Here is a 13,943-nt window from a genome sequence, read left to right on the forward strand (position 1 = left end):
TCGTATCGAGGAGGCAGATCGTGTCGGAGGCGCTCAACCCGGAGACCCCGGAAGCCGTGCTTGAAGAGGCCGCCGACCAGGCGGACGGAGAAGAGCCCGTCAAGCAGCGCAAGAACGGCCTGTACCCGGGCGTGTCCGACGAGCTGGCCGAGAGCATGAAGTCCGGCTGGGCCGACACGGAGCTGCACGGCCTGGAGCCGATCCCGCAGGCCGCCCACACGGCCGCCCGCCGCGCCGCGCTCTCCGCGCGCTTCCCGGGCGAGCGCCTGGTGATCCCCGCGGGCAACCTGAAGACCCGTTCGAACGACACGGAGTACCCGTTCCGTGCCTCGGTCGAATACGCGTATCTGACCGGCAACCTCACCGAGGACGGCGTCCTGGTGCTGGAGCCGACCTCGGACGGCCACCGGGCCACGCTCTACCTGCTGCCGCGCTCCGACCGTGAGAACGGCGAGTTCTGGCTCTCCGGCCAGGGCGAACTGTGGGTCGGCCGCCGCCACTCCCTGACCGAGGCCGAGCAGCTGTACGGCATTCCGGCCTCGGACGTCCGCGAGCTGCCCGACAGGCTGCGCGAGGCGACCGGCCCGGTCCGTGTCGTCCGCGGCCACGACGCCGCCGTCGAGTCCGCGCTCACCGACAAGGTCACCGCGGAGCGCGACGCCGAACTGCGGGTCTTCCTCTCCGAGGCCCGCCTCGTCAAGGACGAGTTCGAGGCCGGCGAACTGCAGAAGGCGGTCGACTCGACCGTGCGCGGCTTCGAGGACGTCGTGCGGGTCCTGGACCGTGCCGAGGCGACCAGCGAGCGCTACATCGAGGGCACGTTCTTCCTGCGCGCGCGGGTCGAGGGCAACGACATCGGCTACGGCTCGATCTGCGCGGCGGGACCGCACGCGTGCACCCTGCACTGGGTGCGCAACGACGGCCCCGTGCGCTCCGGGGACCTGCTGCTGCTGGACGCGGGCGTGGAGACCCACACGCTCTACACGGCCGACGTCACGCGGACACTGCCGGTGAACGGCACGTACAGCGAGATCCAGAAGAAGATCTACGACGCCGTCTACGAGGCCCAGGAGGCCGGTATCGCGGCCGTGCGGCCGGGCGCCAAGTACCGGGACTTCCACGACGCCTCGCAGCGCGTGCTGGCCGAGAAGCTCGTCGGGTGGGGGCTCGTCGAGGGCCCGGTCGAGCGGGTCCTGGAGCTGGGCCTGCAGCGCCGCTGGACGCTGCACGGCACCGGTCACATGCTCGGCATGGACGTCCACGACTGCGCGGTCGCGCGGACCGAGACGTACGTGGACGGCACGCTGGAGCCGGGCATGTGCCTGACCGTCGAACCGGGGCTGTACTTCCAGGCGGACGACCTGACCGTGCCGGAGGAGTACCGCGGCATCGGTGTGCGCATCGAGGACGACATCCTCGTCACCGAGGACGGCAACAGGAACCTCTCCGACGGGCTGCCCCGCCGCTCCGACGAGGTCGAGGCGTGGATGGCTTCGCTGAAGGGCTGATACGAAACCGATGGCCGGGTACCAGTGGGGTGCCCGGCCGTTTTTTCGTCCTCGGGTGACCTGCGGCTCGGCGCGCGGGCCTCATGGCCCCCGCGAGGGCCCGTCGCACGTGAGGGGAACTGATCGGTGGACTCGTTCTGGGCCGGTGTCGGTGTCGACCTCCATCTCGAACCCGACGCGGCCGACGGGCGCAGAGCCGGGCTCGAACGGGCGCTGCGCGACGCCGTGCGGGACGGGCGGCTGGCCCCCGGGACGCGGCTGCCGGCGACACGGCGGCTCGCGGACGAGCTCGGGATCTCGCGGGGCACGGCCAAGGCTGCGTACGACCAGCTCGTCGCCGAGGGGTACCTCAAGGCACGGCAGGGGGCCGGCACGCAGGTCGCCTCGCTGCCCTCCGCGAAGGCGGCCGCTCCAGGGACGGCGGCACGCGCGCGTGCGCCCCGTTTCGATCTGCGGCCCGGCAGCCCCGACGTCGGTACGTTCCCGGCGGCGGCCTGGCTGCGGGCGCTGCGCCGGGCCATCGCGAACGCGCCCTCCGTGGCGTACGACTACGGGGATCCGCGGGGCCGGATCGAACTGCGGACGGCCCTGTCGGGGTACCTGGGGCGGGCGCGCGGGGTGATCGCGCCGCCCGAGCGGATCGTCGTCACGTCGGGATACGTGCAGGGGCTCGCGCTCCTCACACGGGTACTGGACGGTGGCGCGATCGCCATGGAGGACCCCGGGCTGCCCTTCCACCGGGACGTGGTCCGGCACAACGGCGGGGCGGTGGTTCCCGCGGAGGTCGACGAACGGGGCGTGCGCGTGCGGGGGTTGGGTGACGCGGCGGCCGTCGTCGTCACGCCCGCGCACCAGTATCCGACCGGGGTGACCCTGCACCCGGAGCGGCGACGGGCCCTCACGGACTGGGCACGCGCGCGTGGAGGGGTGATCGTGGAGGACGACTACGACGGGGAGTTCCGCTACGACCGGCAGCCCGTGGGCGCTCTCCAGGGCATGGCACCGGGGCAGGTGGCCTACCTGGGAACGGCGTCCAAGACACTCGGGCCCGCGCTGCGGCTCGGCTGGATGGTGCTGCCGCCGCACCTGGCCGACGCGGTCACCGACGCCAAGCTGCACAGCGACCACCACACCGAGTCCATCGGTCAGTTGGCGCTCGCCGAGCTGATCACCAGCCACGCCTACGACCGGCACGTGCGCGCGTGCCGGCTGCGATACCGGCGTCGCCGGGACCAGCTGCTGGACCGGCTGGGCGCGCGGCGCGGTGTACGGGGCATCGCCGCGGGGCTGCACGCGCTGGTCGACGTGACGGACGAGGGGGCGGCGATGGCGCGGGCCGCGGAGATGGGGCTCGCGGTGGGATGCCTGGGCGAGCACTGGCACAGTCCGGGTGACGGCCGACCGCAGGGGCTCGTGGTCGGGTACGGGACGCCTCGGGAGCGGGTCTACCCGGAGGCGCTGGAAGTGCTGGGCAAGGTGCTGGAGGAGGTCTGAGCCGGGGGTGACGCAGGGCGGGGGTGCCCCGCCGGACACCGGCAGCAGGCATCCCGACAGGCCCCCCTGGCCCCACTGACCTGCCCTCGCGGGCCTTCGCCCGGAATTGGACCATAGAACAGCACGAATATTGGGCCTGTATGGCAGCCCACTGCGCCCATAGCGTCGTCACCATGAGGAAGCGAGCAGCAGCAGCCGAGGCCCCCGCGCGGACGAGCCGTCTGGTCCCGCCCGCGGGCCCGCAGCGTGTCCTGGCGCTGGCCCAGTTGAGCAACTCCGTCGGGGACGGTGCCTACTACGTCACCTCCGCCCTCTACTTCACGCACGTCGTCGGGCTCGCACCCGCGCGCGTGGGCCTCGGCCTCACGATCGCGTGGGCGGTCGGCTCGGTGGTGGGCGTGCCCCTGGGCCGTCTCGCCGACCGGCGCGGACCGCGCGGCACCGCGGTGCTCCTGGCGCTGGCCACGAGCCTCGCCGTGGCGTCCTTCCTCGTCGTGCGCGGCTTCGTGCCGTTCGTCCTGGCGGCGTGCGCGTACGCCACCGCGCAGTCGGGACTCGCGGCCGCCCGGCAGGCACTGCTGGCCGGACTGGTGTCCCGGGAGGAGCGGACGGGCCTTCTCGCGCACCTCCAGTCGACACTCAACGCCGGGCTCGCGGTCGGAGCGGGACTCGGCGGGCTCGCGCTGCACGCCGGGACGCAGGCGGCCTACCTGACGGTGTTCGCGCTCGACGCGGCGAGCTTCCTGCTGTGCGCGGTCGTGCTGCTGCGGCTCCCGGCCGTCGCACCGGCGCACACGCGCGCGGGAGTCGCCCAGGAGCACGTCAAGGGCGGCACACCCGGTGTCCTGCACGACCGGCTCTACGCCGTCGTGACCCTCCTCAACACGGTGCTCCTGCTGCGCATGCCGCTGCTGAGCCTGGGCATCCCGCTGTGGATCGCCGAGCGGACCGAGGCCCCGACGTGGCTGGTCTCCGCGCTGTTCGTGCTCAACACCGGCGCGGTGATGCTCTTCCAGGTGCGGATGGCCCGCGGGGTGACGGGCGCGGCGTCGGCCACGCGCGCGGTACGGCGTTCGGGGCTCGTGATGCTGGCCTCGTGCGCGGTGTTCGCCCTGTCGGCCGGGGTCTCGCCCTGGGTGGCGGTGGGCCTGCTGACGGTCGGCGCGGTGCTCCAGGCCGTCGCCGAGATGCAGCAGTCGGCGGGCTCCTGGCAGCTGTCCTTCGACCTCGCCCCGGCCGACCGCGTGGGCGAGTACCAGGGCTTCTTCGGTACGGGTGTGACGGTGGCGCGGACCCTCGGCCCGCTGGTACTGACGGCGCTGCTCGTGGGCTGGGGGACTCCGGGCTGGCTGCTTCTCGGCGGGCTGATGCTGGCGGCCTCGTACGCGATGGGGCCCGCGGTGCGGTGGGCGACGGCCGGCGGGCCCGTCGCGCCGCGGATCAGGCAGCCCGTGCCGGCGAACTGACCCGCACGGGAAGCGCGTCCGCGAACAGGGCCCCCGCCAGCAGCCCACCGCTGCCGCGGGGGCTCCACGCGCGCGCGTGGAGGTCGTCGTCGAGGAGTGCCAGGGCCGCGCGCCCCGCCGCGGTGGCCGTGCCACCCGCTTCGAGGACCCCGCGGGCGCCCGCCTGGACGCGTCGCAGCCCGTGCGGGCCCGCCGTGTGGAGCAACTCCGTGTCCTGGAGCGTCGACATGACGGTCAGCAGGGCGTCGAGCCGCGCCTGCGACTCGGGGACACCCGCCGAGCGGGCCGTGGCCAGCGCCTCCAACGCCCTGCGCACGTGCGGGAATCCGGCTCTCGCCTCGCCGCGCGCGCCGGCCGCGCCGTACTGCGCGGAGACCGACGATCCGCGTGAGGGCCTGCGCGGCGCCCGCCGGTCGGGGTGCGCGGCGATCCGCTTGGCCGTCGCCGCCAGGTCGCACCCCGTGGTCCGGGGCTCCAGGGCGGCCGCGGCGACCAGCAGACCGAGTACCCACAGCGCGCCGCGATGTCCGCCGCCGGCCAGGGCCACCGAGTGTTCGGTGCAGCGTCCGATCGCCCCGAGTTCCGCCCGCAGCCCGGGGGTCGCGGAGCCGGTGCGGCGGGCCGCCGCCGCCATCGCCGCGAGGCCGGGCGCCAGGGCCTTGGCGGACCAGCGCAGGGAGCAGTGGTCCTCTCCGGTCGCGCGGGCGCCGAGGTCGCGTGGGTCGGGCAGTCCGGGCTTGGGGGCCAGCGCCAGTTGCCCGGTCAGCGCGGTCACGGCGGCGTGGGCCAGCGTCTCGTCCTCACGGCTGCTCATCGACGCGACCGCCTACGCCGAGGGGTCGGTGGAGGCGGCCGACGTGCTCGGAGCGGCACTCGGGCCGTCACCGGGGGCTCTGTTCGGGGGTGTCCCTCCGTCGTCGCACCGCCGCGTGATGCTCGTTTCCTTGTGCGTTCCCGTCATGAACGGAACGCTAGGAGGGCCACCCGTCAGGAACATGGGGGAAGGCTGTGAGCACCCTGAGAGTGCCGAGGAGCTGAAGCGGACCGGAGTGCCGTCAGACAGCCAGCAGCGGTACGCCCTCGCGCCACTTGAGCATCTTGTCGAAGCTGACCACCGCCCCGCCCCTGCCGGGGCTGTTGCCGATGTGGACGTGGTCGGCGAGCTCCTCGATCAGACACAGGCCCCGGCCGTGCTCCGCGTCGCTGCGGGCGGGCCGGACGGGTGCCCGGCCACGTCCCGGCGGGAACCCAGGACCCGAGTCGGTCACTTCGATCCGGCACTTCTCGCCGTCCAGGTACGCCGTGACGCGGTACGCCTCCGTCGGTTCGCCGCGGACCGCATCGCCCCCGTGCTCGACGGCGTTGGCGCAGGCCTCGCTCAGCGCGACGGAGAGGTCGTAGGAGATGTCAGGATCCACCCCCGCCGACTCCATCGTGCCGATCAGCAGGCGCCGGGCGAGCGGAACGCTCGCCGCCTCACGCCGGAGATGGAGGGACCACCAGATGCTCATGCTCCAGCCTCCTGGCCGCGGCTCGACATACCGTTACGTATTGCCGCCGAGGGCCGGGCGTAAGCGTGCTGTTGACGTGATGCCGCCCATACGGGGGATGTGCCGGCGCCATCTGCCGGTGTAGGCGAGGGGCGACTCGGCCCAGAACATGATCTTCCGGACCGTACGTCATCTTGTGGACCTGCCGTACGGAGCGGACGGGGCCAGTGCGATGATGAGCCCGCCATGACTGCCCCCCACCTGCGCGCGCACACCGGAGGTGATCTCCGGGTCCTGAGGGCCTCGGTGTTCACCGCGGTCTGTGTCGTGCTGGCCGCGGCCGGTCATGCCATCGCCTCCTGCGCCACCGTTCCGCTGTGGTCGCTCGTCGCGGGATTCGTCGCCGTCTTCGCCGTCGCGGCGCCGCTCGCCGGGCGGGAGCGCTCACTGGCGGGCATCACCGTGCTCCTCGCGACCGGCCAGACCGTGCTGCACACGCTCTTCGGGCTCGGGCAGCACGGTACGGCGACCGCCACGACCACGGGCGTGGACACCTCGCTGGTGGCCCGGGCCGCACGACTGGTCTGCGGCGCGTCCGTCGCGACGCTCAGCCCCGCGCAGGCACAGCGGATCCTCGCCGACGCGCGGCTCGACACCGGCGGCGGCACGAACAGCGCGGGCACCGCTCACGCCCTGCACGAGCAGGCGGGCGCCGTGCCGGCCGCCGTCACAGCACCGGCGTCGTTGATGCCGTCGCTGTCGATGCTCCTCGGGCACGTTCTCGCCGCCGTCGCCACCGGGTGGCTGCTGCGCCGCGGGGACATCGCCCTGCGGCGCCTCCTACGGCTCTCGGCCCACGGGGTGACGGAAGGGCCGCTCGTCTCCCTGCGCGGAGCCCTGGCACTCGTACGTGCCCTGCGCGCGGGCCTGCCCGGCGCATGTCCTGCGGTACCGGACGCCCCGCGCGCGTGGCAGTACGAGCCACCGGTTCCGCGGACGACCGCTCTTCAGCACTCGGTCCTCCGGCGCGGCCCACCGGCCGGCGGGGCTCTCGTCCTCGCCGCCTGACACCGCGCACCACTTCGGACGTATCACTCCTGGGGTGCCGTCGTGCGGCACGCGCGCGTGCCCGCTCTTTCGCGCGCGCAATCCCCGGTTCTTCACCGCACCAGTGCTGAAAGTGGAGTGTTTCCCGCATGAAGGCTTCTCGTATCGCCGCGACCGGTGTCGTCGCCGCCTCCGCCGTCCTCGTCCTGTCCGGCCCCGCGTTCGCGCACGTCAGCGTGCAGCCCGAGGGCACGGCAGCCAAGGGCGGTTACGCGACGGTCAACTTCAAGGTGCCGAACGAGCGCGACAAGGCCTCGACCACCAAGCTGGAGATCAACTTCCCGGCCGACCACCCGCTCGCCTCGGTGATGCCGCAGGCCGTCGACGGCTGGAACGTCAAGGTCACCAAGTCGAAGCTCGACAAGCCGCTCGAACTGCACGGCGAGAAGATCAGCGAGGCCGTCACCAAGGTCACCTGGACCGCGGACGGCAAGGGCATCCAGCCCGGCTACTTCCAGAAGTTCCCCCTCTCCATCGGCGCGCTGCCCGAGAACACCGACGAACTGGTGTTCAAGGCGATCCAGACGTACTCCAACAAGGAGGTCGTGCGCTGGATCGAGACCCAGGAGAAGGGCCAGGAGGAGCCCGAGACGCCGGCTCCGGTGCTCGCGCTCTCCGCGGCCACCGACGACCACCACGGCGCCGCCGCCTCCGACGACACCGAGGAGGGCGACGACGCGAAGGCCGCCGCCAGCACCTCGACCACCGAGGCCGCCTCGGGCGACAGCAGCGACACCACGGCCCGTGTGCTGGGCGTCGTGGGAATCGTCGTCGGTGTGGCGGGCGTGGCGTTCGGCGTTCTCGCCGGCCGTCGGCGTACCAACGCGTAAGTCCGGTCCGACCCGACCCAACGTCGGACGCCCCACCGGCCCCCCGGCCGTACTCCGGCCGGGGGGCCGGGCCCACGCAGTGGAATGCGGGTGCGGCGTCCCCGGGAGAATGCACTATGCACAAGAAGACGTACGCCGTCACCGCTCTGTTCGCCGCGGCCGCGCTGACCCTTTCCGGCTGCGGCAGCGGTGACGGCGACAGTGGCAACGCTGTCGCCGAGGTGTCCACGGATGCCGGCTCGGACAAGGCCGCCACGGTCCTCGACAAGCCGTTCGAGAAGCCGGACCTCGTCCTCACCGACACGCACGGCAAGAAGTACGACCTCCGCGAGGCGACCAAGGGCAAGCCGACGCTGATCTACTTCGGCTACACCAACTGCCCGGACGTCTGCCCGCTGACGATGAACAACATCGCTGTCGCCGAGAAGCAGCTGGCCCAGGACAAGAAGCTGTCCCAGGCCGAGAAGGACTCGCTGCGCATCGTGTTCGTCACCACCGACCCGGAGCGGGACACCCCCGCCGCGCTCGGCAAGTGGCTCAAGGGCATCGACCCGGACGTCATCGGTCTGACCGGCTCTTTCGACACGATCCAGGCGGGGGCCCGGACGCTCGGCATCTCCATCGAGGCGCCGAAGAAGGAGAAGAACGGCAAGGTCACCTCGATGCACGGCACGCAGGTCATCGCCTTCTCCCCGAAGACCGACGCCGGTTACGTGCTGTACGGCGAGGACGCCACCGTCGACGACTACGCCAAGGACCTCCCCGAGCTGATCAAGGGCGAGAAGCCGTGACCCGTCGTACGGCGACCGCGGCTGTCTTCGCCCTGGCCGCCTCGCTGGCCCTGGCGGGCTGCGGCGACTCGGACCCGGCCCCGTCGGGCGGCGAACTGTCGGTCGGCTCGGCCTACATGCCGCAGCCCGTCTCGGGCTCCATGGCGGCCGGTTTCCTGGTCATCGCCAACGACGGCGGCGCCGGCGACAGGCTGTCCTCCGTCACCAGCGACGTCGCCGGCGAGGTCACCATCCACCGGACGGTCGGACAGACGATGGAGGAGGTGAACGACCTCGACATCCCGGCCCACGGCAAGCTCGTCCTCGAAAGCGGCGGCGACCACCTCATGTTCGAGAAGCTGAAGCGCAAGCCGAAGGAGGGCGACACGGTGTCCCTGGAGCTGCACTTCGCGGAGGCCGGGCCTCTCAAGGTCGAGATGCCGGTGAAGTCCGCCGTCTACCGGCCGGCGGCGACCGGCTCGTCCTCGCAGTCGTCTTCGCAGTCGTCCTCGCAACCGTCCACGACGTCGCACCACTGAGGGAGGGACCACCGTTGAGTCAGACCATCGCTCCCCGGGTCCGGACGCTGCTGTTGCTGCTCCTCGCCGTCATGGGCGCGCTCCTCGCCGGAGCCGTGCCCGTCTCCGCGCACGCCGCGCTGACCGGCAGCGACCCCCAGCAGGGAGCGGTGGTCGACGAGGCGCCCTCCCAGGTGTCGCTGACCTTCTCCGAGCAGGTCGCGATGTCCGACGGCTCGGTGCGCGTGCTCGATCCCAAGGGCAAGCGCGTGGACACCGGCAAGACGTCCGGGCTGGGCGGCACCACCTACGCCGTGAAGCTGCACTCCGGCCTGCCCGACGGCACGTTCACCGTCACCTACCAGGTGGTGTCGGCCGACAGCCACCCCGTCGCCGGTGCCTTCACCTTCTCCATCGGCGCTCCCTCGAAGACCTCCGTCGCGGTGTCCGACCAGGAGGCCGGCGGCGGTGTCGTGGGCGGGCTCTACGGCTTCGGCCGCTACCTCTCGTACGCGGGGTTCATCCTTCTGGTCGGCGGGGCGGCCTTCGTGCTGGCCTGCTGGCCGCGGGGCACGGGCGTGCGGGCGGTACAGCGGCTCGTGGTGTCGGGGTGGCTCGCCCTGACCGGGGCCACGCTCGCCATGCTGCTGCTGCGCGGGGCGTACACGGGCACGGGAAAGGTCGGGGACGTCTTCGACCTGACCCTCCTCAGCCAGGTGCTGCAGACCAAGACGGGCGCAGCCCTGGTGTCGCGGCTGCTGCTGCTCGCCGCGGCCGCGCTGTTCATCGCCGTGCTCTTCGGCGCGTACGAGAAGCGCGAGGACGACGAGGAGAAGGGCGATCTGACCTTCGGGCTCGCCATCGGCGGGTTCGTCGTGGCGGCCGGTCTCGCCGCGACGTGGGCGATGGCCGAGCACGCCTCGGCCGGCATCCAGACCGGCATCGCGATGCCGGCGGACATACTCCACCTGCTCGCCGTCGCGGTCTGGCTCGGTGGGCTGTCGACGCTCCTGGTGGCGCTCTACCGCGCGCCGTCGATCGAACCGTCCGTCGTACGCCGCTTCTCGCGCGTCGCGTTCGGCAGTGTGGCCGTGCTGGTCGTGACCGGGATCTACCAATCGTGGCGGCAGGTCGGCACGTGGTCGGCGCTCACCGGGACGTGGTACGGGCAGCTGCTGCTGATCAAGGTCGCGCTGGTGGTCGTCCTCGTCGGTATCGCCTGGATCTCCCGGCGCTGGACCGCCCAGCTGTCGCAGGTGCCCGCCGAGGAGCCCGTGAAGGCATCCGTCGGGGCTCCCGCGGCGTCCGTCGGGGCCCCCTCGGCGCAGGAGAACGAGGAGTCGAAGCAGTCCACGGAACCCGGGGAGTCCGAGGAGCCCGAGAGCCGCCCGGACGAGAAGACGACGGCTTCCGGAGGCGGTGACAGCGGGGACGGCAAGCGGGCCGCTCAGCTGGCCCGGCAGCGGGCCGCCGTGGCCACCACGCGCGAGAAGCGCCTGCGGGACGCCGACCCGCTCCGCTCGGGCCTGCGCCGCTCGGTGTTCGCCGAGGCGGGCGTCGCGATCGTCCTGCTGGCCGTCACCACCGTGCTCACGTCCACCGAACCGGGGCGCACGGAGGAGGAGGCCAAGGCCGCCACCGCCGCCGCCTCGGAGCAGCCCGGCGGGGCGCTGTCGCTGGACATGCCGTTCGACACCGGGGGCGAGGACGGCAAGGGCATCGCCCGCGTCGAGCTCGACCCGGCCCGCGTGGGAGGCAACGACATGCACGTCTACGTGCAGCGGCCGAACGGCAAGGCCTTCGACATTCCCGAGGTCAAGGTCGCCTTCACGCTGGAGGCGAAGGACATCGGGCCACTGCCCGTGGTCCCCGACCGCATCGCCACCGGACACTGGACGGCGAGCGGGGTGCAGATCCCGATGGCGGGCAACTGGCAGATCGCGGTGACGGTGCGGACCTCCGACATCGATCAGGTGACCGTGGACAAGAACGCGCAGATCGGCTGAACGACACCATGGCTGAACAGTCCACTCCGGAGACCTCCCCTTCGGACGTCTCCCTCGACGAGGCGCCTCCCAAGAGGGCTGCTTCCCCTCCTGAGCAGGCCCGTTCCGAAAAAGGGCCTCTTGGGGAGGCCGTTTCCCCGGAACCCCCGCAGCCGGCCTCCAAGGGCGTCGTCTCCCGGCGGCGTCTGCTCGGCACGGCCGGCGCCACCGGGCTCGCGCTCGGCGCGGCGGGCGGAGCCGCCGGATACGCCGCCGCGCCCTCCACCGACCGGACCGCGCTCCTCAGTTCGATCGGCGCGGACGAGGTGATGTTTCACGGGAAACATCAGCCGGGCATCACGACCGCCCTTCAAGCCCGCGGCCATCTCGTCGCCTTCGACCTGACGGCGGGCTCGGGCCGCAAGGAGGCGGCCGCCTTGCTGCGACGCTGGTCGAGAACCGCCGAGCGGCTGATGGCGGGCGAGCCGACCGCGAGCGGGGACACGGACGTGGCACGGGACGCCGGGCCGTCGTCCCTCACGGTCACCTTCGGCTTCGGCCACAGCTTCTTCGCCCGTGCGGGACTGGAGAAGCAGCGCCCGATCGCCCTGGACCCGCTGCCCGACTTCTCCTCGGACCATCTGGACAAGGCCCGCAGCAACGGCGATCTGTGGGTGCAGATCGGTGCGAACGACTCCCTCGTCGCCTTCCACGCCCTTCGCGCGATCCAGCAGGACGCGGGCCGGGCGGCCAGGGTGCGCTGGCAGATGAACGGCTTCAACCGCTCTCCGGGCGCCACCACCCACCCGATGACGGCCCGCAACCTGATGGGGCAGATCGACGGCACGCGCAATCCCAAGCCGTCGGAGTCCGACTTCGACCAGCGGATCTTCGTGCCCGACGCGGGCGACCCGGCATGGATGGCGGGCGGTTCGTACGCCGTCGTACGCCGTATCCGCATGCTCCTCGACAACTGGGAGAAGCTCTCGGTCAAGGACCAGGAAGGCGTGATCGGGCGCCGTAAGTCCGACGGGGCGGCGCTGTCCGGCGGTACGGAGACGACCGCGATGGACCTGGAGAAGACCGACAGCGACGGCAGACTGGTCGTCCCCATCAACGCGCACGCCCGGATCACCCGGCCCGACGAGAACGGCGGCGCGGCGATGCTCCGCCGGCCCTTCTCCTTCCACGACGGCATCGACACGGACGGCGTGCCGGACGCCGGTCTGCTCTTCGTCTGCTGGCAGGCGGACCCGCTGCGCGGCTTCGTCCCGGTGCAGCGCAAGCTCGACCGCGGGGACGCGCTGTCCACGTTCATCCGGCACGAGTCGAGCGGGCTGTTCGCGGTGCCGGGCGGGGCCGTGAAGGGGGAGTACGTGGGGCAGAAGTTGCTCGAGGGGTGAGAGTCGCTCGCCGGGGCGGCAGAAGCGGAAGCGGGAGCCGGGCGGCACAAGGCCCATTAGGGTGAGGCCATGCCAGCCAGCTACGCGTATCTCGGCCCCGAGGGCACCTTCACCGAAGTAGCCCTGCGGACTCTTCCCGAGTCGGCCACCCGGCAGCTCATCCCGATGGTGTCCGTCCCCGCCGCGCTCGACGCGGTCCGGGCCGGCGAGGCCGAGGCGGCGTTCGTCCCGATCGAGAACTCGGTGGAGGGCGGCATCACCACCACCGTCGACGAACTGGCCGTCGGCGAGCCCCTGATGATCTACCGCGAGGTGCTCCTCTCGATCACCTTCGCGCTGCTGGTCCGGCCCGGCACGAAGCTCTCCGAGATCAAGACGGTCAGCGCGCACCCGGCCGCCCAGCCGCAGGTCCGCAACTGGATGAGGAACAACCTCCCGGACGTCATCTGGGAGTCGGCGGCCTCCAACGCGGACGGCGCCCGTCTGGTGCAGGAGGGGCGATACGACGCGGCCTTCGCGGGCGAGTTCGCAGCGGCGCGGTACGGCCTGGAGGCCCTGGAGACGGGCATCCACGACGCCGAGAACGCGCAGACCCGGTTCGTCCTGGTGGGCAGGCCCGCCCGGCCCGCGGCGCCGACCGGCGCGGACAAGACGTCCGTGGTCATCTGGCAGCGCGACGACCACCCGGGCGCCCTGCTCGAACTGCTCCAGGAATTCGCCGTCCGCGGGGTCAACCTGATGCTGCTGCAGTCCCGGCCGACCGGCGAGGGCATCGGCAACTACTGCTTCGCCATCGACGCGGAGGGGCACATCTCGGAGCGCCGGGTGGGCGAGGCGCTGATGGGGCTCAAGCGGATCTGTCCGCAGGTGCGGTTCCTCGGGTCCTATCCGCAGGCCGACGTCGACCCCAAGGACGTGACCGCACCTCGGCCCGGTACGTCGGAGGGCGAGTTCATGGCGGCTGCCGACTGGCTGGCGCGCTGCCAGGACGGCCGTTTCTAGTCGGTCCTACCTGCAGATTTTCTCCGTCCACAGAGTTATCCACAGGCTCGCTTCTCGACCTGGGGACAAGTCGACAACGAAGCATGACTCAGTCGACAAATCGGCCTACAGCCCACATCTCCGTCCACAGCCCCGCAGGTCACCCTTCGTCCACCCGTTTTCCTTGACCAATCCCTTAGAGCGAACCATTTCCACTCGAACGTGGGTGTAGAGAAGGTTTGACCCGGGAATCCTTTGCCCCGAATGCGGCTTTCGGAATGACCACTTCCGATGTCCACAGATCTTTCGCACAGCCTGTGGATAACTTTTCCCGGGTGCGGATCCCTGTGGACAACCCCCTCCTCAAGTCCCTTGTCCCGCAAGGAAATCG

Annotated in this window: 12 protein-coding genes; 10 read left to right on the forward strand and 2 right to left on the reverse strand. The window is 71.8% G+C overall.

Features of this window, described 5'->3' with window-relative positions; all coding sequences use genetic code 11:
* Window positions 1-20: 20 nt before the first annotated feature.
* The 3 genes from O1Q96_RS43695 (at window position 21) to O1Q96_RS43705 (ending at window position 4,468) form a co-directional block, all read left to right on the forward strand.
* Entirely contained in the window at window positions 21-1,508 is a 1,488-nt protein-coding gene (locus O1Q96_RS43695) for an aminopeptidase P family protein (protein WP_269253357.1), read from the forward strand.
* A 126-nt stretch (window positions 1,509-1,634) separates the two neighbouring features.
* A complete protein-coding gene (pdxR, locus tag O1Q96_RS43700) occupies window positions 1,635-3,002 on the forward strand; it encodes a MocR-like pyridoxine biosynthesis transcription factor PdxR (RefSeq protein ID WP_269253358.1) in 1,368 nt (455 codons plus the stop codon).
* A 173-nt stretch (window positions 3,003-3,175) separates the two neighbouring features.
* The gene (locus O1Q96_RS43705) at window positions 3,176-4,468 is read left to right on the forward strand and encodes an MFS transporter (RefSeq protein WP_269253359.1); all 1,293 of its coding nucleotides are present in this window, start codon (window positions 3,176-3,178) and stop codon (window positions 4,466-4,468) included.
* On the opposite strand, the gene O1Q96_RS43710 is transcribed toward O1Q96_RS43705, so the two are convergent.
* Both O1Q96_RS43710 and O1Q96_RS43715 read right to left on the reverse strand, forming a co-directional pair.
* On the reverse strand, window positions 4,443-5,282 hold the full coding sequence (locus tag O1Q96_RS43710; protein ID WP_269253360.1) for a triphosphoribosyl-dephospho-CoA synthase: 840 nt from the start codon (window positions 5,280-5,282) through the stop codon (window positions 4,443-4,445). The two genes, O1Q96_RS43705 and O1Q96_RS43710, sit on opposite strands and share 26 nt — an antisense overlap.
* 241 nt (window positions 5,283-5,523) lie before the next feature.
* Window positions 5,524-5,979, reverse strand: coding sequence for an ATP-binding protein (locus tag O1Q96_RS43715; protein WP_269253361.1), 456 nt, complete (start codon window positions 5,977-5,979; stop codon window positions 5,524-5,526).
* Window positions 5,980-6,204: 225 nt separating this feature from the next.
* Between O1Q96_RS43715 and O1Q96_RS43720 the strand changes: the two genes are divergently transcribed.
* The 7 genes from O1Q96_RS43720 (at window position 6,205) to pheA (ending at window position 13,573) form a co-directional block, all read left to right on the forward strand.
* On the forward strand, window positions 6,205-7,026 hold the full coding sequence (locus O1Q96_RS43720) for a hypothetical protein (RefSeq protein ID WP_269253362.1): 822 nt from the start codon (window positions 6,205-6,207) through the stop codon (window positions 7,024-7,026).
* Between the two features lie 128 nt (window positions 7,027-7,154).
* Window positions 7,155-7,895: a YcnI family copper-binding membrane protein gene (locus O1Q96_RS43725; protein ID WP_269253363.1), complete on the forward strand. Its 741-nt coding sequence runs from the start codon at window positions 7,155-7,157 to the stop codon at window positions 7,893-7,895.
* Window positions 7,896-8,011: 116 nt separating this feature from the next.
* Window positions 8,012-8,686 carry an SCO family protein gene (locus tag O1Q96_RS43730; RefSeq protein ID WP_269253364.1) on the forward strand — a complete coding sequence of 225 codons (675 nt, stop codon included), beginning with the start codon at window positions 8,012-8,014 and terminating at the stop codon, window positions 8,684-8,686.
* A complete protein-coding gene (locus O1Q96_RS43735; RefSeq protein WP_269253365.1) occupies window positions 8,683-9,204 on the forward strand; it encodes a copper chaperone PCu(A)C in 522 nt (173 codons plus the stop codon). Before O1Q96_RS43730 ends, O1Q96_RS43735 begins: the two co-directional genes overlap by 4 nt.
* Before the next feature lie 14 nt (window positions 9,205-9,218).
* The gene (locus O1Q96_RS43740; protein ID WP_269253366.1) at window positions 9,219-11,189 is read left to right on the forward strand and encodes a copper resistance CopC/CopD family protein; all 1,971 of its coding nucleotides are present in this window, start codon (window positions 9,219-9,221) and stop codon (window positions 11,187-11,189) included.
* 8 nt (window positions 11,190-11,197) lie between these two features.
* Window positions 11,198-12,571 carry an iron uptake transporter deferrochelatase/peroxidase subunit gene (gene efeB / locus O1Q96_RS43745; protein ID WP_269253367.1) on the forward strand — a complete coding sequence of 458 codons (1,374 nt, stop codon included), beginning with the start codon at window positions 11,198-11,200 and terminating at the stop codon, window positions 12,569-12,571.
* A 69-nt stretch (window positions 12,572-12,640) separates the two neighbouring features.
* The gene (pheA, locus tag O1Q96_RS43750) at window positions 12,641-13,573 is read left to right on the forward strand and encodes a prephenate dehydratase (protein WP_269253368.1); all 933 of its coding nucleotides are present in this window, start codon (window positions 12,641-12,643) and stop codon (window positions 13,571-13,573) included.
* Window positions 13,574-13,943 lie beyond the last annotated feature (370 nt).

This window comes from Streptomyces aurantiacus (assembly GCF_027107535.1).
Classification (GTDB): domain Bacteria; phylum Actinomycetota; class Actinomycetes; order Streptomycetales; family Streptomycetaceae; genus Streptomyces.